Source organism: Desulfovibrio sp. ZJ200 (assembly GCF_011039095.1).
Classification (GTDB): Bacteria; Desulfobacterota; Desulfovibrionia; order Desulfovibrionales; family Desulfovibrionaceae; genus Desulfovibrio.
Genome location: NZ_JAAKEH010000001.1, coordinates 12646 through 32895 on the forward strand (window position 1 = coordinate 12646; position 20250 = coordinate 32895).

17 protein-coding genes are annotated in these 20250 nt (G+C 60.7%); 13 read left to right on the forward strand and 4 right to left on the reverse strand.

Annotation, left to right across the window (positions count from 1 at the left end; genetic code table 11):
* The first annotated feature begins 86 nt into the window (after nucleotides 1-86).
* From G7Y52_RS00055 to G7Y52_RS00080, 6 genes are all read left to right on the forward strand, one after another.
* On the forward strand, nucleotides 87-1175 hold the full coding sequence (locus G7Y52_RS00055; protein WP_165064199.1) for a DUF1786 domain-containing protein: 1089 nt from the start codon (nucleotides 87-89) through the stop codon (nucleotides 1173-1175).
* A gap of 130 nt (nucleotides 1176-1305) precedes the next feature.
* Nucleotides 1306-2604, forward strand: a complete 1299-nt coding sequence (locus tag G7Y52_RS00060; protein WP_165064202.1) for a phenylacetate--CoA ligase — start codon at nucleotides 1306-1308, stop codon at nucleotides 2602-2604.
* A gap of 22 nt (nucleotides 2605-2626) precedes the next feature.
* Nucleotides 2627-3238, forward strand: coding sequence for a DUF456 domain-containing protein (locus G7Y52_RS00065; RefSeq protein WP_165064205.1), 612 nt, complete (start codon nucleotides 2627-2629; stop codon nucleotides 3236-3238).
* A 7-nt stretch (nucleotides 3239-3245) separates the two neighbouring features.
* Nucleotides 3246-3986, forward strand: coding sequence for an RNA methyltransferase (locus G7Y52_RS00070; RefSeq protein WP_165064208.1), 741 nt, complete (start codon nucleotides 3246-3248; stop codon nucleotides 3984-3986).
* 170 nt (nucleotides 3987-4156) lie between these two features.
* Complete coding sequence (locus G7Y52_RS00075; RefSeq protein ID WP_165064211.1) at nucleotides 4157-4423, forward strand: hypothetical protein; 267 nt, start codon at nucleotides 4157-4159, stop codon at nucleotides 4421-4423.
* A gap of 14 nt (nucleotides 4424-4437) precedes the next feature.
* Complete coding sequence (locus G7Y52_RS00080) at nucleotides 4438-6465, forward strand: methyl-accepting chemotaxis protein (RefSeq protein ID WP_165064214.1); 2028 nt, start codon at nucleotides 4438-4440, stop codon at nucleotides 6463-6465.
* A gap of 93 nt (nucleotides 6466-6558) precedes the next feature.
* On the opposite strand, the gene gatB is transcribed toward G7Y52_RS00080, so the two are convergent.
* The 3 genes from gatB to G7Y52_RS00095 are packed head-to-tail and all read right to left on the reverse strand — an operon-like array spanning nucleotide 6559 to nucleotide 10667.
* Nucleotides 6559-7995, reverse strand: a complete 1437-nt coding sequence (gene gatB, locus G7Y52_RS00085; protein ID WP_165064217.1) for an Asp-tRNA(Asn)/Glu-tRNA(Gln) amidotransferase subunit GatB — start codon at nucleotides 7993-7995, stop codon at nucleotides 6559-6561.
* A 51-nt stretch (nucleotides 7996-8046) separates the two neighbouring features.
* Nucleotides 8047-9798: a hypothetical protein gene (locus G7Y52_RS00090; protein ID WP_165064220.1), complete on the reverse strand. Its 1752-nt coding sequence runs from the start codon at nucleotides 9796-9798 to the stop codon at nucleotides 8047-8049.
* A complete protein-coding gene (locus tag G7Y52_RS00095) occupies nucleotides 9795-10667 on the reverse strand; it encodes an NAD(+)/NADH kinase (protein ID WP_165064223.1) in 873 nt (290 codons plus the stop codon). The genes G7Y52_RS00090 and G7Y52_RS00095 overlap by 4 nt, the downstream gene beginning before the upstream one ends.
* Nucleotides 10668-11014: 347 nt before the next feature.
* On the opposite strand from G7Y52_RS00095, the gene G7Y52_RS00100 reads away from it, so the two are divergent.
* The 7 genes from G7Y52_RS00100 to G7Y52_RS00125 all read left to right on the forward strand — a co-directional run bounded on the left by G7Y52_RS00100 (nucleotide 11015) and on the right by G7Y52_RS00125 (nucleotide 18019).
* A complete protein-coding gene (locus tag G7Y52_RS00100) occupies nucleotides 11015-11647 on the forward strand; it encodes a D-sedoheptulose 7-phosphate isomerase (protein ID WP_165064226.1) in 633 nt (210 codons plus the stop codon).
* Nucleotides 11648-11649: 2 nt separating this feature from the next.
* Nucleotides 11650-11883 carry a zinc ribbon domain-containing protein gene (locus tag G7Y52_RS00105; RefSeq protein ID WP_165064229.1) on the forward strand — a complete coding sequence of 78 codons (234 nt, stop codon included), beginning with the start codon at nucleotides 11650-11652 and terminating at the stop codon, nucleotides 11881-11883.
* 138 nt (nucleotides 11884-12021) lie between these two features.
* A complete protein-coding gene (gene hemC / locus G7Y52_RS00110; protein WP_165064232.1) occupies nucleotides 12022-12957 on the forward strand; it encodes a hydroxymethylbilane synthase in 936 nt (311 codons plus the stop codon).
* An 11-nt stretch (nucleotides 12958-12968) separates the two neighbouring features.
* A complete protein-coding gene (locus G7Y52_RS00115) occupies nucleotides 12969-15410 on the forward strand; it encodes an ATP-binding protein (protein ID WP_165064235.1) in 2442 nt (813 codons plus the stop codon).
* A 136-nt stretch (nucleotides 15411-15546) separates the two neighbouring features.
* The gene (locus tag G7Y52_RS00120; RefSeq protein WP_165064238.1) at nucleotides 15547-16122 is read left to right on the forward strand and encodes a TetR/AcrR family transcriptional regulator; all 576 of its coding nucleotides are present in this window, start codon (nucleotides 15547-15549) and stop codon (nucleotides 16120-16122) included.
* A gap of 326 nt (nucleotides 16123-16448) precedes the next feature.
* The gene (locus G7Y52_RS15445) at nucleotides 16449-16571 is read left to right on the forward strand and encodes a hypothetical protein (RefSeq protein ID WP_277424269.1); all 123 of its coding nucleotides are present in this window, start codon (nucleotides 16449-16451) and stop codon (nucleotides 16569-16571) included.
* Nucleotides 16572-16573: 2 nt separating this feature from the next.
* Nucleotides 16574-18019: a sodium:solute symporter family protein gene (locus G7Y52_RS00125; RefSeq protein ID WP_165064241.1), complete on the forward strand. Its 1446-nt coding sequence runs from the start codon at nucleotides 16574-16576 to the stop codon at nucleotides 18017-18019.
* Nucleotides 18020-18064: 45 nt separating this feature from the next.
* Here G7Y52_RS00125 and G7Y52_RS00130 read toward each other — a convergent pair whose 3' ends face one another.
* A complete protein-coding gene (locus G7Y52_RS00130) occupies nucleotides 18065-20167 on the reverse strand; it encodes a TRAP transporter permease (protein ID WP_165064244.1) in 2103 nt (700 codons plus the stop codon).
* Nucleotides 20168-20250 lie beyond the last annotated feature (83 nt).

The following is a 20250-nucleotide window of genomic DNA, read 5'->3' on the forward strand; positions in this document are numbered from 1 at the left end:
GCAAGCGTTTTTTTGCGTTTCAGGTCCGGAGGCTTGCGCTCATGCCCTCTTACGGGTACATCAAAGCGCAGTGAGGGCATGGATTCATGGACAGCGCGGTACAACATTTTTTGCAGACGGTGGGGCCCGTGCTCTGTCTGGATATCGGCAGCGGCACGCAGGATGCGCTCCTGGCCAGGCCCGGGCTTGAATATGAAAACTGGCCTCGCTTCGTCCTGCCTTCGCCCGCGCGTCTGACAGCCCGGCGCATCCGTGAGCTGACCCTGCTGCGCCGCGGGGTCTGGCTGCACGGCGGCAATATGGGCGGCGGCTTCAGTCAGGCTCTCAAGGAGCATCTGGCAGAGGGGCTTCCGGCGGCCTGCACGGCGGAGGCCGCGTGCGCCATCCATGACAATCGGGATGTCGTGCGCGGCATGGGCCTGGAGATTCGTCCCCTTTGTCCGGAAAACTGCGTGCCCGTTTCTCTGGCTGACTATGCGCCTGAATTCTGGGCCGCGCTGCTGCGTCTTTCCGGTTTGCCGCAACCGCATCTGGTGCTGGCCGCGGCGCAGGATCACGGCTTCCACCCTCAGGGCAATCGTCAGGGGCGCATGCAGGCCTGGCGCGATCTTCTGGCTGCCTCCTCTGATCCCTCTGCCTGGATTTATGACGCGCCTGCTCCTGCGCTGACCCGTTTAGTGGCGCTGCATGAAAAAACAGGCGGCCCGGTGGCCGATACCGGAACCTGCGCCCTGCTGGGCGCGCTCTGCGAGCCTGAGGTGCTGGATCGCAGCTTCCGGGAGGGCATCACCATCATCAACGCGGGCAACAGCCATACGGTGGCGGCTCTGGTCTACCGGGGCAAGGTGCGCGGCATGTACGAGCATCATACGGGTATGCGCGATCGCGCTCATTTGCTGGAGGATCTGAAACAGTTCCGGTTGAGCTGGCTTCCTTCGGAAGAGGTGCAGGCCAGCGGCGGCCACGGCACGGCTTTCGGGCCGTATTGCGAAGAAGCCGCCGGATATGCGCCCACCTATATTCTGGGGCCGCGCCGTGCCCTGCTGCAAGGTGAGGGCCGGTTTCTGGCTCCGCACGGCGACATGATGCTGGCGGGCTGTTTCGGCCTGCTCTGGGGCTGGGCGCATGCCCACCCGGCAGGCCCGGGCCTTGATGACGGCGCACGCCCGCACTGAGGCGGAAAAAGCATGCGCTGCAAGCGGCAGGAGCCGCTTTGCCGAAGCGGGAAATACCTTTTGCGCAATGGGCTTTTGGCCGGGCATGTCCGGCGGGGCCACATGCGGCGCCATAACCGAGGAGAAGGGAATGGAAGTCTTTGACGCAGCGGAATTATGGGATCGCGAACGTATCGCGGAAACCCAGTTGACGCGTCTCAAGTCCACGCTGGCCCAGGCGCGCAAATGTTCCTTTTACCGCGAGCGCCTGGACGAAGCGGGCATCGGGCCTGATTCCGTCCGCAGTCTGGATGATTTGCGGCGTATTCCCTTTACCACCAAGAACGATTTGCGCTCGCAGTATCCCACGGGCCTGTTGTGCGTGCCGCAGTCCGAGATAGTGCGCATGCATTGCTCCAGCGGCACCACGGGCACGCCCGTGGCCATCTGCCATACGCAGAACGACATCAACAGCTGGGCCGATCTGATGGCCCGTTGCATGTATATGGTGGGCGTGCGGCGTGACGACGTATTTCAGAACATGTCGGGCTACGGATTATTCACGGGCGGTCTTGGCATTCATTTTGGCGCGGAACGCCTGGGCTGCATGACCATTCCGGCCGGGCCGGGCAATTCGCGCCGCCAGATCAAGCTGGCCAGGGATTTTCATACCACCGTGGCCCATATTCTGCCCTCCTACGCCCTGATTCTGGGCGAGCATTTGCGCAGCATGGGCGAGGACCCGCGCGACTTCCCCCTGCGCATCGCCCTGGTGGGGGCCGAGCCCTATACCGAGGAATTCCGCAGGCGCATTGAAGATCTCTTTGCCATGAAGGCCTACAATTCCTATGGCTTGTCGGAAATGAACGGCCCTGGCGTGGGCTTTGAATGCCTGGAGCAAAACGGCCTGCATATCTGGGAAGATGCATATATTCCGGAAATCGTGGAGCCGGAAAGCGGCGAGCCCGTGCCCGACGGTCAGGTGGGCGAACTGGTCATGACCAGCCTCTGCCGTCAGGGCATGCCTGTTTTGCGGTACCGCACGCGGGATCTGACCCGCTTTTTGCCGGGCGATTGCGCCTGCGGCCGCGTGCACCGGCGCATGGACCGCATCCTCGGCCGGGCGGACGACATGTTTATCATCAAGGGCGTCAATGTGTATCCCATGCAGATTGAGCAGGTAATCATGGCTTTTCCCGAAGTGGGGCAAAATTACCTGATCCTGCTGGAAAACGACGGCATCGGAGATGTGCTGCGCGTGCAGGTGGAAATCCGCGATGAGTATTTCGTGGAAGACATGCGCATCCTCCAGAATCTGCAAAAAGCCATTGCCCAGCGCCTGCGCGATGAGATTCTGGTGACGCCCAGGGTCGAGCTGGTGGAAAGCAACAGCCTGCCCTGCTCCGAGGGCAAGGCCGTGCGCGTGCGGGACGAGAGGGCGAAAAAATAAAACACAACTCGCAGGGGCGAGCATGGAATTTCTGCCTTTTTCTCTGAGCTATGCGCTGGCGGGCGCGTTTATCACGCTGCTTGCCTTTGTCCTGTTGCTGAATATTTTCGGGCTGCCTGCCAACTGGCTGCTGCTGGGGCTGGTGGCGCTCTGGAAGCTGGTTCATCCCGACGCTGCGGCGCTGGATACCTGGTTCTGGGTCATGATGGCGGCACTGGCGCTGCTCGGCGAGGGCCTTGAGCTGGGCCTGCAGGTTCTCAAAGCCCGACGCTACGGCTCCAGCTCGTCCGGCACCTGGGCGGGCATGCTGGGAGCCATTGCCGGAGCCATCCTGCTGGCGCCGCTCTTTTTTGGCCTGGGCGCGCTGATCGGCGCTTTGGCCGGCGCGTGGATCGGCTGTTTCGTCATGGAGATGATCAACAACCGGCCACTCAAGGAAGCCCTGGACGCTGCTTTCGGCGCCATGGTGGGGCGTTTTCTGGGCACTGTCTGCAAAATCGGCGCAGGCGGCGTCATGATTGCGCTCACTGCCCGGAGGATCTGGCCGCAGGCTCCCGCGCTTGCGCCTCTGCCGCCTGAAACGCCTGACGCTCCGGCCCAGGTGGTCCTCCTGCTGCTCCAGGGCCTGTGCTGAGGCTGCCATGTTGCTTGAGGGCGTGGAAATCGTGCTGGTCAAGACCCGCTTTCCCGAAAATATCGGCATGGCCGCGCGCGCCTGCGCCAATATGGGCTGCCCTTGCATGCGCCTGGTGGACCCGGAACGCTGGAATCGGGAAAAAGCCGCTCCTTTGGCCACTCCCAAAGGGCAAGACCTTTTGGACAGTGTGCAGCTCAGCTCCACGCTGGCTGAAGCCGTGGCTTCCAGCACTCTGGTGCTGGGCACAACCGCCCGTACCGGCGGTTGGCGGCAGGCTTTGCTCGCGCCGGCTCAGGCGGCGCGGGAGGCGGCCGCGGCCCTGTCCCGCGGCGAACGCGTCTCGCTCGTGTTCGGCCCGGAAGATCGGGGGCTGAATAATGAGGAAATCATCCATTGCCAACGGCTGGTGACCATTCCCACGGATGCGGCGGCCAGTTCCCTTAACCTGGCCCAGGCCGTGCTGCTCATGCTCTATGAGTGCGCCAATGCCGTGCGCGCTTTCCGCGCGCCGCCCGGCGCGAAAAAGGCCGGAACCGCGGGCGGTCGCGCCGTCACTGCCGACGAGCAGGAACGGCTCATGGCCGCGCTCAAGAGCATGCTGCTCAGCCTGGATTATCTGCATGGCGACAATCCCGACTACTTTATGTTGCCCTGGCGACGCCTGCTCAATCGCGCCGGGCTCAGACGTCACGAGTACGACGCGCTGATGGGCCTGTGCCGCCAGGTGCGGCACAAACTGAATTGAGTGCGCCCCGGCGCAGCCCGGCGGCAGTCCTTCCCCCTCCTCACGTCAAGGGAGACAGTGGACGCCGCGCTGCCACGATTTGCGTCTTTATTTTCTTCAGACATGCCAGTATATGTGCAGCGGCATAGACAACCGTCAGGTATGCCAGGCGCTGCGGCAAATATGCGTGCGTGCCTAAACCTTTGCTTCTGGAGGTCGATTCTTTCTTCTGCAGCCTTTGCGGCATTTTAGAGCATATTGCTTTTGAAACGCTCGCTTCGGCGCGTAACGGCGCAAGTAAATTTTGCCTGCGCCTTCACGGCTTGTATGGTTTCGCTCTGCCGGAGCGTTTAGCTGATTTCATTAGCAAAATGCTCCAGAACTGCGGCGCGCACCTGGGCCGGCAACAGGCTTCAAGGACGATAGAAAAGCAGTTTTTGCACTTTGGAATTTTCTAGCCGTGGAGGAAGCGATGCGCTTGACCCTGACCCATAAATATGTCGGCTCCCTTTTCGGGGCGCTGATCACCTGCTGCGCCGTGGTGCTTTTTGCCACCATCCATTTCATGAAGGAACCCATAGAGGAAGAGCTGGACGGCAACATCCGCCGCATGCAGAATGTTATACAAACAGCCAATGAAATTACGGCGCAGCGTTTTGCGCAATCCGCCACGCTCCTGGCGCAAAATGAGGATCTGGCCCAGGCCATGATCGCCCGGGATCATGAGCAAATCATGTCGCTGGCGGCCAAAGCCATGAAAGAGAGCGGCTCGGACTTCATGACCGTCACGGACGCGAAAGGCATTGTCGTGGGCCGGGGACATTCCAAAAAATGGCAGGACAGCGTCCTCAATCAGGAAACCGTGGTCAAGGCCCTGCAAGGCACGCCTGCGGTGGCCGTGGTGGCCGGGACAGTGGTGCCGTTCACCCTTCGCGCCAGCCAGCCTGTCGTCCACGAAGGCAAACTGGTGGGCACATTGTCCATCGGCACTTCTCTGGTGGCGCCCCCCTATCTGGACTGGCTCAAAAAGCTGAGCGGCATGCATGTGACCATTTTCAAGGGCGACACACGGGCCATGACCACCATCGAGAAGGATGGCAAGCGGGTGGTGGGCACCAGACTGCAGTCCCCGGAGATTGTGGAGGCCGTTCTTGGGCGCGGCGAATTGCGTTTTGCGCAAAACAATATTCTCGGCGTTGAATACAAATCCGCATACTGGCCGGTAAAGGCCGCTGACGGCAGCAATGCGGGCATGTGGTTCGTGGGCATGCCGTTGAACACGCTCATGCAGCTTGAAAAGGAGGCAATTCTCACGGCCGTGTGGGTGGCAGGGGCATTGCTGGCCGTGCAATTGCTCATTTCCGTGGTGCTCGGCCTGAGGGTCAGCGCGCCCGTGCGGAAAATCACCCGCTATGTGCTGGACGTGGCGGGAGGCAAAAAGGACGCCGCCCTTGACATTCACAGCCGCGACGATATGGGCGAACTGGCGCAAGCCCTGCGCGACATGGTACAGAAGCAGGAACAATTGATGCTGGAAGCTGCCGATAAAACTGAAGAAGCCCGTAAAAAAGCCGCTGAGGCCGCCACGGCTATGGAAGAGGCCCAGCATGCCCGGCAGCAGGCAGAACAAGCCAAACGCGACGGCATGACCGGCGCCGCCGCGCAGATTGAAGATGTGGTGAACAGACTGAACGCGGCCATCAATGATATTGCCGCGCAGGTGGAGCAGTCCGACGGGGCTTTGCACAATGCCGCGTCCAGGCTGGCCGAAACGGCCACGGCCATGGAAGAAATGAATTCCACCGTGCTGGAAGTGGCGAAAAACGCGGAACTGGCGTCGGACGTGTCCACTGCCGCCCGACAAAAGGCCACGGACGGCGCTGCCATTGTCAGCGAGTCCGTGGCAGGCATTCAGGAGGTGCAGCGCCAGTCCCTTGCGCTTAAGGACGATATGGCCAGGCTGGATGAGCATGCCCGTGCCATCACCCAGATTATGGGCGTCATTTCCGATATTGCGGATCAGACCAATCTGCTGGCGCTCAATGCCGCCATTGAGGCGGCCCGGGCCGGCGACGCGGGCCGCGGCTTTGCGGTGGTTGCGGATGAAGTGCGCAAACTGGCGGAAAAAACTATGACTTCGACCACGGAAGTGGGCGCGGCCGTCAATGCCATTCAGAAGAGCGCGGAGCAGAGCGCGCAACAGGTGGAGCTGGCCGTGCGCCATATCGCGCAGACAACGGAGCTCTCCAACAAGTCCGGCGCATCGCTTGCCGAGATCCTGCAGATGGTGGAACATACGGCCGACGAGGTGCGCGCCATTGCCGCGGCGGGCGAGGAGCAGTCCGCAGCCAGCGAGCAAATAACCAGATCCCTCAGCGAGGTCAACGACATCACATCCGCCACCTCACAGGCCATGCGCACGGCGGCCCACGGTCTGGAAGCTCTGCGCGGGCGCTCGCACGATCTGATCGAGCTCATAGAAAAGCTGAAAAAGGCCTGATCCGGACCTTGCAGAGAACGATAAAAACCGGCGCAAGCCGGTTTTTTTATGCCTTGGAGTGCCCGAGGCGGAAAAGAGGCAGCCGGGGCGGCATTACTGCAATTTTTTCTTCAGAAGCTCGTTGACCAGGGCCGGATTGGCCTTGCCCCTGGTCGCGCGCATAATCTGGCCCACAAAAAAGCTGATCAGCTTTGTCTTGCCGCCCTTATACGCCGCCACTTCAGCGGGATTGTCGACAAGAACCGCGTCCACGGCCGCTTCCAGAGCCGAGGAGTCGGAAATCTGCGCCAGGCCCTTTTCCCGCACATAGGCTTCGGGCATGGCTCCGCTCTCAAAAAGCTCGCCGAAAATATCATTGGCGATCTTGGCGCTGATCAGTCCCTGATCCACAATGCGCACCAGTTCCGCCAGGGCCGCGGGCCGCATGGGCCAGCGCGCGCACTCGGCAAGGCTTGCATTGCGGGCGTTGCACTCCCGCAGCAGGGGGCCGAGCATCATATTGGCCACCTTGCGGGCATCGGCCTGTTGCGCGGCAGCCTCAAAAAAGTCGGCCAAAGCCCGGCTTTGCACCAACACTTCCGCCTCGGGCTCCGGCAAAGCGGTCATGCGCACAAAACGCCGCACGCGCTCCCGCGGCAACTCGGGCAGCTCGGCCCGCCAGCGTTCCAGCTCTTCAGCGCCGATTTCCACCGGCAGGAGATCCGGGTCCGGGAAGTACCTGTAATCATGGGCCTCTTCCTTGCTGCGCATGGAAGCCGTGATATTTTTTACCGCATCATAGAGCCGCGTTTCCTGGACGACTTTTTCCCCATCGTCCAGCACGTCCTGCTGGCGGCCGATTTCATACTCAATGGCCCGCTGCACGTTGCGGAAGGAATTGAGGTTCTTGAGCTCGGTACGCGTGCCGAGAGCAGCCGAGCCTGCCGGACGCAGGGAGACGTTGGCGTCACAGCGGAAGCTGCCCTCCTCCATATTGCCGTCGCACACGCCCAGATAGGTCACTATGCCGTACAGCGTCTTGAGATACGCCACGGCCTCGACCGCGGAGCGCATGTCCGGCTCGGAGACGATTTCCACCAGCGGGGTGCCGGCGCGGTTCAGATCCACATAGCTGGCGTTTTCACCCTGGGCATGAATGTTTTTACCCGCGTCGTTTTCCATATGGATGCGGGTAATGCCCACGCGCTTGCTCTTGCCGTCAGTCTCTATATCCAGGTAGCCGTGCTCGCAGAGGGGCAGGTCGAATTGCGAAATCTGGTAACCTGCCGGGAGATCCGGGTAAAAATAATTTTTGCGGGCAAAAACGGAGCGGCGGTTTATGGCGCAGTTGACGGCCAGGCCCACCAGGGCCGCGTAATGCACTGCCTGCCGGTTGGGCTGGGGCAACGCTCCGGGCATGCCCGCGCAGACTTCGCAGACATTCGTATTGGGCGCCTGGCCGAAGGTGGCGGAGCACGAACAGAAAAGTTTGGAGGCCGTGGCCAGTTGCACATGCACTTCCAGGCCGATGACGGCTTCATACGCGGCCATAATTCAAAGCACTCCCTCTGGGCGGAACCCGCAGGCCCCTAGTTGTTGCCGTCAGCGCCCGGTCCTGCGACTGATGCTGGCGTCAAAATACTTGCCTACCCCGTACTCGCCGCGGCGGAAAAAAAGGCGCGGCTCCGGGCCGATAATCTGCATTTCGCGGTTCTTGCCCTGCATATCCAGGGCGATGCGCATTTCCTTGGTGCAGCCGGTGGAATAGGTGGCGTCCTTGCCGGACCAGGGCGGCGGCACCTTGCGCCCCAGCAGGGCGAAGCTTTCCTCAATATCTTCCACAGTCTGAAAACGCCAGATATCGATCAAACCGCTGCGTTGCACGCGCTCCCACATGAACATGAGATCGTCGCCGTCCATGCCCTCCACAAAATGCTCGGCCGGGTTGATAATCAGAATATTATCCATTTTTTTTCGCAAATTGTCCACAAAGGTCCGCGCCAAACAGACGGCTGTGCCGGTTTCTCCGGGAATGCTGCCGATGATGCAACTGTAAAACATGACCGAGCGCCCTGCGGCATGGGCCTCGCGCATACGAGTGATGAGCGCTCCCGCTTGCGCGGCAATGTCGCTTTCGCTGAACTTGCGGGCCCCGGCGGCATGTCTGCGCAACTGAATATGAAAGTCTGCCCCTTCCTGCCAGTAGCAGACAATGTCGCGGGTAAATTCCTGGCTGGCGCCAAGCAGAATGTCGGCCGTGCGCCAGCCTTTGCACAAAATGACGTCAGCCTCTTTCCAGGCTCTGGAGAAGGTCACGGAGACCCGGTAGAGATTCAGCCGCTCACGGGTGCCGTCGTCAATGATCACCAGACGGTGCTCGCGCAGATGACGCAGCAGCTCGTTTTTGCTCAACCTGGTCTCGCGCAGCACAATGCCGCCGCGCAGCAGGCGCATGAGAACCGGGTCCGTCTCCATATCGTCAATGGTGGGCGCGAAAAAATAAAAGCCGTTCTTGACCGCGCAGATAACCCTGTGGCCCATGCGCATCAGGCAGTGCAGCAAGGCCAGGTCAAAAACCGTGCCGCCGTCGGCGTCGCACAGAAAAAGCACTGTGCCTGCCCGCCCGGCGCTGTGCTCAAAGTATTCACGCAGGGGCGCGGCTGTTTTTTCGGCGCGCAGCATGGCCCGGCGAATGCCTCTGCGCGTGGGCAGGGCTTTCTGCCATTCCTTGGCCATGCAGGAAAGGCACAACAGGCGGCTGACCTCCAGAGTATCAAGAAGCAGACGGGCCTGCCCCATGTGGGCAGGCAGTCCATGCCGCGGCATTGCCGCCAGATTTGCCTTGATCTCCGGCAGTTCCAGGATATGCTCCTGCCGAAGATTCGAGGCGCGCCGATGCTCGCGCCAGGGATCGTCAGGCGCATGGCTCTGGGCCAGCACCAGACTGGTCATTCTTTTGACCAGGCGGGAAGGAATAAGCGTATGCCAGCCGATGTACTGCGAGAAACGGTAGCGGCAAAAATGCAGAATCCGCGTCCGCTCCGCGCGATCCGGCTCAAGGGAACGGATCAGGCGCACGATGATCCGCCAGGCCCGGTTGTATTGCTCCTGAAGGGCCCTGGGCATGTCGCGAGCGCGCAACATGGCAAATGTGGCGTCCGAACAGGGCAGATAAACCTGATGCTCAGCCAGATGGACCATGAACGCCAATTGCTCGGGGCTGGCGATAATGTCGGGATTCATCTGGTAGGCCAGATTGTTGTCCATGAGCATGCTGTACAGCCAGGCGTCAAAACAGACGTTCCGGCCCAGGCGGATATCCCGCACGCTGCTCGGTTCCGGGCTTGTTGTCATGCCTTCTCCGTATTCCCGGCCCCTGAGGCGTTCGGCAGGACAAAACCGCGCGAGCGCAGCCGCTCAAAAAAAGACGGCTCGTCGCCAAGAAAATGCACGGCCCCGGGCAGGCCCGTCACTTCGACATAATCGCCTATTTCCAGGCGCTGGCCTTCCTGCCCGTCCACAGTCATGAAACATTCCGTGGAACCTTGCAGAATCTCCAGACGAAAGCGAGAAACACCGGGAAAGACCATGGGAGAAATGGTGTTCAAAAACGGACAAATCGGCGTAAACGCAAGAACCTCAAGGGCAGGATACAGCAACGGACCACCTGCCGAAACGCTGTATCCGGAACTGCCCACAGGGGTGGAGAGAATCACCCCGTCGCTGCGCAACGCGCCCATGTGCCGGCCGTCCACGGAAATATCCATGCAGACAAGCCGGGAGAGCGAACCGCGGCTGAGCACCACGTCATTGACGGCAGTGCCCCGGACCAGCGTTTTGCCGGCGCGAGCGAGCGACCAGCGCAAGGCAAGGCATGCGCGCACCGGCATGCCGCCGTCAAGGCAGGTTGCCAGCTTTTCCCGCCAGTGCTCGGGCTGCGCGTCGGTAAGAAAGCCCACTCTGCCGAAATTGATGCCCAGCAGGGGAATATTGCGCCCCACAAGCCGCCGGGCCACGCCGAGCATGGTGCCGTCGCCGCCGAGCACGACCACCAGGGAGAGGTCAAGAGCGGCATACGCCGGATCATCGCGGCCCGCATCAATCACAGACGCCGAATGCCCTTGCCCGCGCAGCCAGGCCAGTATTTCCGAGGCCAGGCGCGAGGCGCGCTCATGGCGGGCCTTGCTGACCAGAAGCACATGCCGACAGACAGATTTTTGCATAACGACGTAATCTACGTTATCAAAGCTCCTACCGCAAGCTCGGCGCGGGCCGCTCTCAAAGCGCAGCGCCCCAGGGTCAGCCCTCATGAAAACACCGTCCGCGAAAAGCTGATTTTTTTCGGCCGGCAAGGCGCAAGGCAAACATTGGGCGAAGCTGTATTGAACATACCGCAAGGTCAATGTTTGCCTTGCAACGCCGCCGGACGGAAAAAGGCGGCTTTGCAGCAGGTGGAGTAATGAGGGCTGACCCCAGGCTGGCGGCTGCGGCCTGCTTGTCAACCGGGGCTCTTTGGCATAAGAATGGGAATTTACAACGCGCCCATGTATGTCCCGACGGAAAAATTCGCATGAAAGACACTGCCCTGGAGATCATCGCCCAACATGCCCATGACGGCGCGCTGCTGCGGGAGGAGTTTTTTCGCGCCCAGGCCTGGAAATTGCGCGACGCTGCCTTGCAGGCCGCGGTCTGTCTGGCGCGCGGGGGCAAGATCCTGCTGTGCGGCAACGGCGGCAGCGCTGCCGACGCCCAGCATCTGGCCGCGGAGTTTGTCAACCGCTTTCTCATGGATCGCCCCGCGTTGCCCGCAGTGGCTTTGAGCACGGACTGCTCCGCCCTGACCGCCATCGGCAACGATTCTGACTTCAGCCAGGTTTTCTCCCGGCAGGTGGAAGCCCTGGGGCGTCCGGGCGATGTTCTGGTGGGCATTTCCACTTCAGGCAACAGCCCCAATGTGCTGGCGGCCCTGCAAACCGCCGCGCAGGCCGGTTTGTTCACCCTGGGCTTCAGCGGCCGGGGCGGGGGCCAGATGGCTTCATTTTGCCGGATTCTGCTGGACGTGCCGAGCGACCTCACGCCGCTCGTTCAGGAGATGCACATTGCCGCCGGGCATCTTTTCTGCCGGCTCACGGATTATTATCTTTTTGAAAACGTCACGGCACTCACGCCGTATTTGTCGTCTGAAAGCGAACCCGAGGATTGAGCATGCCCATCTATGAATACAGTTGCGAAAAATGCCACCGCGAATTTGAAGAACTGGTATTTGGCGAGGACGCGCCCATTTGCCCGCATTGCGGTTCCCGCGAGACGCATAAGCTGATGTCTTGCTGCTCCCGCTGCGCGGGCCATCACGGGGACGGAGACTACGCTCCTTCCGGAAGCTCGGGCGGCGGCTGCGCCGGTTGTTCGGGCGGCAATTGCGCAAGCTGCGGCCACTAGAGCGTTTTGCTAATGAAATTAGCTAAACGCTCTGGCAGGGCGAAGCCATACCCGCCCGCGCAGGCGCAGGCGAAATTTACTTTCGCCGTTAAGCGCCGGAGCGAGCGTTTCAAAAACAATATGCTCTAGGAAGTGAGCATGCGCGACACCCTCGTTATTGCCACCCGCGGCAGCCGTCTGGCGCTCTGGCAGGCCGAATACATCAAAAGCCGTCTGCTCGCCCTGCAACCGGGCCTGGACATCTCGCTCAACGTCATCAAGACCAGGGGCGACGTGATTCTGGATGTGCCGCTCTCAAAGGTGGGCGGCAAGGGCCTTTTCGTCAAGGAAATTGAGGAGGCCCTGCTGGACGGTCGCGCGGATCTGGCGGTGCACAGCATCAAGGACGTGCCCATGTTCCTGCCTGACGGGCTGATTCTGGGCTGCGTGCCGCAACGCGAGGCATGCTCGGACTGTTTTCTTTCCATGAGCTATGAGAGCCTGGCGGACTTGCCCCAGGGCGCGCGCGTGGGCACCAGCAGCCTGCGGCGGCAGGCCCAATTGCTGGCATCCCGGCCGGATCTGCAAATCCTGAGCCTGCGCGGCAATGTCGATACCCGGCTGCGCAGATTGCAGGAAGGCCACTATGACGCCATTATCCTGGCTTCAGCCGGTCTGGCCCGCCTTGGCTTGAGCGCCCCGAAAATGCAGCCCCTTGATCCCCACGATTTTGTGCCCGCCGTGGGCCAGGGCGCGCTGGGCATTGAATGCCGCGACGATGATTATGATCTGTTCGGCGTGCTGGCCCTGCTGGAAGACAGCGCAACCCGCGTCTGCGTGGAGGCCGAACGCGGCTTTCTCGCGGGCCTGGAGGGCGGCTGCCAGGTGCCCATTGCCGGGCACGCCCGTCTGCCGGACGCAGAGACCGTGCGCCTCGACGGCCTGGTGGCCGAGGTGGACGGCAGCCTGATTCTGCGTGGAGAAAAAAGCGGCCCGGCCTCCGAGGCCCGCCATCTGGGGCAGGAACTGGCCCGCGACCTGTTGGACAAAGGCGGTCGCGCCATTTTGGAAAAACTCTATCAACCACACCACTGAAAACAGACTCTATGCCCAGCATCACCCCCCTGCCCACGTCCCGCCTGCACGCCACATTTGATCCCGCGCGCATTCCCTGGGACGACAGCCGCGCCATTCCGTTGCCGCGCAACGGTAACGGCCGCAAAAATATTTTTCAGCCGCGCGCCATGCAGGCTCTGGATCTGGCGCTGCAAATCCGCGCGGGCGGATATAATGTCTACCTTTCCGGCGAGCCGGATCTTGGCCGCAGCTACATGCTCCTGTCCTATCTGCGGCCCCAGGCCCGCAAGGCGGCAACGCCTCCGGATCTGGTCTATGTGCATAATTTCTCGGATCCCGATCGGCCCACCCTGCTCTCCCTGCCTGCGGGACAGGGCAAAAAATTCAAGCAGTTGTTGAAAGAAGCCCTGGAAGCCATCGGCAAAGAGCTGAGCCGCCGCTTTGAAGCGGCCACCTATGTCAAGCAGCGGGCCAAGCTGGTGGACCAGTTCCAGAACGTGCGCATGGGCCTCCTGCATAAGATGAATTCCGTGGCAGTGCACAAGGGCTTTAACCTGGATATGGATGAAAGCGGCGCTCTGACCCTGTATCCGCTGGTGGAAGGCAAACGCCTGAGCGAAGAAGAGTTCGAGCGGCTGGACAATACCGTGCGCCTGAACCTCAAACGCCGCGGGGACAATCTTGTGCAGGCAATGGCCGGTTTCATGCGCCAGTTGAACCGTGCCGAAGAATCCTTTCACGATGACGAGCGCGGCCTGGAACGCCAGGTCATGAGCCAGGTGCTGGACGCATTGCTGGCCCCGGCGCGCCAGCGCATCCTCAAAGCCTGCCCGGTTCCCGGCCTGCGGGAGTATTTTGACGCGCTGCGCGAAGACATCCTGAAAAACACCGAGGCCTTTCTGCCCCGCGAAAGCCCGCCCAATCCGGGCCCCGGCGAAGGCCATCCGCTGCCCGCGCCGGAAAATATCTTCTATCGCTATGAGGTCAATCTGCTGGTGGACAACGCCGGGCTTTCCGGCGCGCCCATTGTGGTCGAGGATCATCCCACGGCCGTCAATCTGCTGGGCAGCGTGGAGCGCGAATCGGAAATGGGCGCCCTGGTCACGGACTTCACGCTGATCAAGGCGGGCAGCCTGCAGAAAGCCAACGGCGGTTTTCTGATTCTGCACATTGATGATCTGCTCCAGCACCCCAACGCCTGGGAAGGCTTGCTGCGGGCGCTGCGTTCCAATCTGGCCCGCATTGAAGACACGGGCGAAAGCTCGGATACGGCCATCCGCACCAAGGGCATCATGCCCGAGCCCCTGGCTCTCGATCTCAAAGTGGTCTTGATCGGCGCTGAAGATCTCTACGAAAGCCTGCTGGTCAATGACGACCGTTTTGCCAAGCTTTTCCGGATCAAAGCGCATATGGCCGACGTGACCGAGCGCAATGCCCTGGGCATCCGTGCCTATCTGACCCAGATCGCCATGATCGTCGAAGAAAACAGGCTGCGCCCCTTTGATCGCACGGCGCTGGCCTGGCTTATTGACCTCGGTTCCCATATCTGTGAGGATCAACGCCGCCTTTCACTCAAATTCCCCTTGTTGCGCGAGATGATGATCGAGGCGGCGGCCCTGGCCGAGATGCGCCAAATCCCGGTCGTCAGCGCCGCCATCCTGGAAGAAGCGTATGCCGCGCGCACCTATCGCGTAAATCTGGTCGAAGAAATCTTTATGGAAGAATACGACCGCGAGATGATCAAGGTGCGTACCTCGGGCTCGGCCGTGGGCCAGGTCAACGGCCTGTCCGTCACCTGGCACGGCGATTTTGAGTTCGGTCTGCCGCATCGTATTTCCTGCACTGTGGGCGTGGGCCATGAAGGCATCATTGACCTGGAGCGCGAGGCTGAGCTGGGCGGCCCCATCCATACCAAGGCCATGATGATCCTCAAAAGCTATTTGACGGATCTTTTTGCCCGGAAAAAACCTCTGGTGCTTTCCGGATCGCTGTATTTTGAACAGAGTTACGCGGGCATTGAAGGCGATTCGGCCTCAGGGGCCGAGCTCGCGGCCTTGCTCTCGGCACTGGCGGATGTGCCCGTGCGCCTGGATCTGGCTTTTACCGGAGCGGTCAGCCATTCCGGCCAGATCATGGCTGTGGGCGGGGTCACGCGCAAGATTGAGGGTTTTTACAAAGTCTGCGCCCGGCACGGGCTTACCGGCTCGCAAGGGGTGATCATTCCCAGGGACAATGTGGACCATTTGATGCTTGCCCCGGATGTGCTTCAGGCTGTGGAAAAGAAACAGTTCGCCATTTACCCGGTCCGTCGCATTGAAGAGGCGCTTACCCTGCTGACGGGAATGCCCGCCGGCAGGCGGCGCAAAAACGGCAGTTTCACGCCCGGCAGCCTCTATGCCCTTGTGGACAGACGCCTGGAACGTCTTGGCGACTACGCGCAAAACGCCTTCCGGCGCAGCCGCAAGGGCTGAGCCCGGTTCTTTCAGGGCTGACGCATACAATGCGTCAGCCCTGCCGGTTCCTTATTGACTTTGGGCCCACCGGACGGTAAGCCATACGCTCCGGTCGTGTTACACATTCGCTCCAACCAGCGCCCACTGCACACTTATGAATAAAAGCAAAAAAGAAGCATTGCTCCAGGCGGCCAAGGAGCTTTTCGGCGAATACGGCTATGTGGAAACCACATTCAAAAAAATATCCGATCGCGCCGGCGTGGCCCTGGGCCTGCTGACCCACCACTACGGCAACAAGGAAAAGCTTTTCCTGGCCTCGGGTCTGGACGTACTGGAACACTTTCTGGTCAAACTGCGGGAAGCGACGCTTGATGCGGATTCCGGCTTTGAAGCCGTGATGCTCTTCTGCAAAGCCTATCTGGATTTTTCCATTGATAAAAATTCCAACTGGCTGGTTTTAGTGCGCTGTTCGCCGTACAGCGACATGAAGACCAAGACGGACTGCGATCTGATGGATTCCATGTTCGCGCAGGTGCATCAGGAGCTGGAAGCTTTGATCGCGCGCGGCGTCAATGACGGCAGCCTGGCCAATGTGGACAGCAAAGCCACGGCTCAGGTGATTATTTCGCTCATGGTGGGCGCCAATCGGACGCGGGTGCTCACGCCCTACGCCCTGCCCACCCTGTACAGCGAGGTCCTTGACTTTGTGGCCCGCTCCATCAAAGCCTGACATCTGGCGATGATGCGGGATTGACAAAAATCAATTGCTCAGGATATTGAGAAATTATGAATGCCGCAGATGAGACTTTCCGCCTCTTTCGATATTTTACCGTCAGAGTCCGTCACTGACCTCTGTTCGGATCTCCGTATGCGTTGCGCTTGCAGGCAGCGCAGACAAGTGAAGCAGCCGCCGACCAGAGGGTCAGGCGGTTTTTTTATGCCGTAACGCGCTCACATTCAGGATTGTCGTGCAGCCCAGGTCTGGCGGGCGCAAACGGGCCGGTCACGGCTTGATTGGCAAAGCTTTGCCGCTTGAACATACTTCGAGGAGTCGCTATGGAAATCTTTTCCACTCTCTTGCTGGCTGACGCCGCGGTGCTCACAGCCATTCTTTCCCTGGCAGGCTCTCTGCTGCTGGCCTTGTTCCACCTGGGGCGTCAAGCCCGGCGCAGGGGATGAGCATGTGGCTCGACGCGCTGATCTGGCTGGCGTACATTCTTGTTTTCGTCTGGCTGGCCCGCAAGGGAAAGGGGCATGACGCCCTGACCACCGGCCGCGTGGGCTTCGGCATCCAAGCCTTTGCCTACGTTGCGACCTATATTTCCGCGGTGGCCCTGGTGGGTTTCGGCGGGCTTGCCTACGCTTACGGCCTGCAAATGCTGCTGGTGGCTGCGGGCAACGTCTGGCTCGGCACCTGGATGGTCTATCGCTTTCTGGCGTGGCCCACGCGGGTCTGCCAGCGCAACCTCCAGGCCCGCACCCCCACCCAACTCCTGGCCAAAGGGCATAAGAGCCCGCTGCTGGGCAAAACTCTGGCGCTGTTATTTGCGGTTTTTCTTGGAGTATATGCCTCCGCAGTGATCAAGGGGGCAGCTCTCCTGCTGGCCCAGATCCTGCCGCTGCCCGTCTGGATACTGATCTGGCTGGTAACCCTCCTGGTAGGTTTTGCCGTGTTTGTGGGTGGACTGCGCGGCGTGCTGTACACGGAAGCCATGCAGGGCTTTGTCATGCTGGTGGGCATCTGCATGCTGGTCTGGGCCGTGTTCAGCAAAACAGGCGGCCCCATTGAAGGCATTGCCGCTCTGGCGCAACTTGCGCCGACCGGCAAGGCCAATGAAGGATTTCTGGCGCTCTCCGGGGGTGAGCAGGGGTGGTTCATCATCTCTTTGGTGGTGGTCACGTCAGTGGCCGTCTGGGCGCAGCCGCAAATGATCCAGCGTCATTTCGCCCTGAACTCGGCCAGGCAGGTGAACAAAATCACACCCCTGGCCATGCTCGTGCTGACGGTGCTGGTAGGCGGCGCGTATTTTGTGGCTTCCCTTTCCCGCCTGATTCTGCCGGAAGTGGCCTCGCCGGATGACGTGATGCCTCTGCTCGTCAAAATGCTGCTGCCCAATGTGGGCTTGCAGATTTTTGTGCTGGCGATTGTTTCAGCCTCGCTTTCCACGGCCACGGCCATTTTTCATATCGCGGTTTCGGCAATTGCCGAGGATTTGCCGGGCCGCAAGGCCTCACGGCCCATGTGGCTTATGGGCATTGCCTTTTGCGTCCTGCTTTCCGGCGGCTGCGCCCAGATCAAAGGGCAGCTTATTGCCCTGCTCTGCACGACGAGCTGGAGTATTGTGGGCGCCACGGTGCTGGTGGCTTACGTGGCGCTGGTGCGCTTCGGCAAGCGCAGCTCGCTGGCGGCCTGGACAAGTTGCATCGCGGGCTTTGCAAGCTGCATGCTCTGGTATCTGCTGGCCCATAAAAGCCTTGCCGGCGCTCCTCTGCTGGGGGAACAAGCCGCGCTGATTCCGCCTTTTTTTGTGGGCTTCGCCCTTTCCCTGCTGGGCTGGCTTGGAGGCTGGGCCCTGGATCGGGAAGGACGCAAGGCCTCCTCTTTCTGGCCGGCTCCCAACGCTTAGAGCATCTTTACAAATGCCCCTGCCTCCCAGAATCAGGGAACCGGCTTATGCCGGCCTGGGGTCCTCCACAGGCCGTTGAGGGCCGGTCCTGGTCATTTTCTGCATCACATAAACGGCAGCCATCAATCCGAGTCCAATCAGATCCGTCACCGGCCCCGGCGTAATCAGGGTAATGGCGGCAGCTACCAGCAGCAGGCGTTCCCAGAAATAGAGTTCTCGCAGCCAGTAGCCCACACTGCCGAAGGAAAGCGCGGCAATGCCCACAGCCGCGGTGCAGACGATGAAGATGATCTCCGCGTTGCTCGCTCCAATCATCAGCAGCGCGGGATTGTAGCAGAAAATATAGGGGATTAAAAACCCTGCCAGAGCCAGCTTTACGGCCATGAAGCCCGTGGCGTTGGGCTCTGACCGGGCAATGCCCGCAGCCGCGTAAGCGGCCAGGGCCACGGGCGGCGTCAGATCAGCCAGGATGCCGAAATACATGATGAAAAGATGCGCCGCCAGTTGGGGCACGCCGAAAGTTTGAATGGCAGGCGCCGCAATGGTCGCCAAAACAATGTATTTGGCCGTGGTGGGCAGGCCCATGCCCAGAACGATGGAAGCCAGCATGGTAAAAAAGAGCGTCAGGGCAAAGCTGCCCGCCGAGAGCGTGAGGATGGCGTTGGCCAGTTTGAGGCCCACGCCGGTAAGCGTCACCACGCCGATCACAAAACCCGTGCAGGCGCAGGCCGCGGCCACGCCCAGGGCCAGACGACCGCCGTTTTCCATGGCCTGCAAAATATCCTTGAGGCTCTGCCGGTTGCTCTGCCAAAGGGCCCGGCCGACATGGATGCGGCTGGAATTTGCGCCGGCCCAGGCTTTCCAGTTATTGGCCACCAGGGATATAATCACTGTGGCCAAAATGCAGTAATAGGCCGACTTGAGCGGCGTGTACCCCTGAATCAGCAGATAGATCAGCACAAAAATCGGGATCAGCAGATAGCCCCCCTGGCGCAGCACATGCCAGGCGCGCGGCAGGCGTTCCCTGGGGATGCCTTTGAGGCCAAGCCGTTTGGCTTCCATGTGGACCATAAAGCCCACTGCGAGATAATACAGCAAGGCAGGGATCAGGGCGGCCTTGGCGATCTCCACATAGCCCACGCCCAGGAACTGGGCCATGATGAAAGCCGCCGCGCCCATGATCGGCGGCATGATCTGGCCGCCCGTGGAGGAAGCGGCCTCCACAGCCCCGGCAAAGGAGCCGCGGTAGCCGACGCTCTTCATCAAAGGGATGGTGAAGGTGCCGGTGGACACGGTATTGGCCACCGAAGAACCGGAAATAGTGCCGAAAAAGCCGCTGGCCAGAACCGCCACTTTCGCCGGGCCGCCCACATAGCGCCCGGCGGCCGCCAGGGCCAGATCGATGAAAAACTTGCCCAGCCCCGTGCTGTGCAGAAATGCTCCGAACAGAATGAACAGAAAGACAAAGGAGGCCGAAACGCCCAGGGGCATGCCGAAGAGGCCCTCTGTTGTCAGATACATGTGCCCCACGATGCGTTTCACTGAAAAGCCGGGATGGCCCATCATGCCGGGGATCAGGTTGCCGAATTTGGCGTAGAGCAGAAATGCCACGGCCACCAGGGTGATGGGCAGCCCCACGATCCGGCGGGTGGCTTCCAGCACGAGCACAATGGACGCGCAGCCGAAAAGAAAGTCCATTTCGGTGGGCGGGCCGGCGTCCAGCACAATCACATCGTAATTCCAGACAATATAGGCGCAGACGGCTGCCCCGGCAGCGGCCAGGAGGCCGTCGTACCAGGCCAGCTTGTGCTTGTTGCCCGTGGCGCGCGCCGGATACAGCAGATAAATGAGCACAAGCACAAAACCCAGGTGCACGGCGCGCTGGATTTGGGGAGGGTATGCGCCGGTGGCGGCAGTGAACAAATGAAAGGCGGAAAAGACGATGCAGAGCACGCGGATAAAAATTTGCAGCCAGCCTCTGAATGTGCGGTAGGCCGATTCTTTGTCATATTTGGCCACAATTTCCGAAACATCGACTGTGCCCTGCACTTTTTCCACGGTCTCGGCATCCAGCCTGGCCCCTTCCTCCAGTGCGAAACCGCCGGCTCCCTCCTGCTCGATAACCTTCATCCGCTCTTTGTGGCTCATCCTTACCTGCCTCAAACTAAACGTTGTCAATGGGCGTGTGCAGCGAGACTTTCACGCTTTCAATGAAAATGATATTGCAACCA

Coding starts and splice junctions, on each gene's coding strand:
- G7Y52_RS00105 (WP_165064229.1), top strand. CDS start 11,650: ATGCCCATCTATGAATACAGTTGCGAAAAATGCCACCGCGAATTTGAA.
- G7Y52_RS00090 (WP_165064220.1), bottom strand. CDS start 9,798: ATGACAACAAGCCCGGAACCGAGCAGCGTGCGGGATATCCGCCTGGGC.
- G7Y52_RS15445 (WP_277424269.1), top strand. CDS start 16,449: ATGGAAATCTTTTCCACTCTCTTGCTGGCTGACGCCGCGGTGCTCACA.
- G7Y52_RS00100 (WP_165064226.1), top strand. CDS start 11,015: ATGAAAGACACTGCCCTGGAGATCATCGCCCAACATGCCCATGACGGC.
- G7Y52_RS00095 (WP_165064223.1), bottom strand. CDS start 10,667: ATGCAAAAATCTGTCTGTCGGCATGTGCTTCTGGTCAGCAAGGCCCGC.
- G7Y52_RS00055 (WP_165064199.1), top strand. CDS start 87: ATGGACAGCGCGGTACAACATTTTTTGCAGACGGTGGGGCCCGTGCTC.
- G7Y52_RS00065 (WP_165064205.1), top strand. CDS start 2,627: ATGGAATTTCTGCCTTTTTCTCTGAGCTATGCGCTGGCGGGCGCGTTT.
- hemC (WP_165064232.1), top strand. CDS start 12,022: ATGCGCGACACCCTCGTTATTGCCACCCGCGGCAGCCGTCTGGCGCTC.
- G7Y52_RS00060 (WP_165064202.1), top strand. CDS start 1,306: ATGGAAGTCTTTGACGCAGCGGAATTATGGGATCGCGAACGTATCGCG.
- G7Y52_RS00125 (WP_165064241.1), top strand. CDS start 16,574: ATGTGGCTCGACGCGCTGATCTGGCTGGCGTACATTCTTGTTTTCGTC.
- G7Y52_RS00120 (WP_165064238.1), top strand. CDS start 15,547: ATGAATAAAAGCAAAAAAGAAGCATTGCTCCAGGCGGCCAAGGAGCTT.
- G7Y52_RS00130 (WP_165064244.1), bottom strand. CDS start 20,167: ATGAGCCACAAAGAGCGGATGAAGGTTATCGAGCAGGAGGGAGCCGGC.
- gatB (WP_165064217.1), bottom strand. CDS start 7,995: ATGGCCGCGTATGAAGCCGTCATCGGCCTGGAAGTGCATGTGCAACTG.
- G7Y52_RS00115 (WP_165064235.1), top strand. CDS start 12,969: ATGCCCAGCATCACCCCCCTGCCCACGTCCCGCCTGCACGCCACATTT.
- G7Y52_RS00070 (WP_165064208.1), top strand. CDS start 3,246: ATGTTGCTTGAGGGCGTGGAAATCGTGCTGGTCAAGACCCGCTTTCCC.
- G7Y52_RS00080 (WP_165064214.1), top strand. CDS start 4,438: ATGCGCTTGACCCTGACCCATAAATATGTCGGCTCCCTTTTCGGGGCG.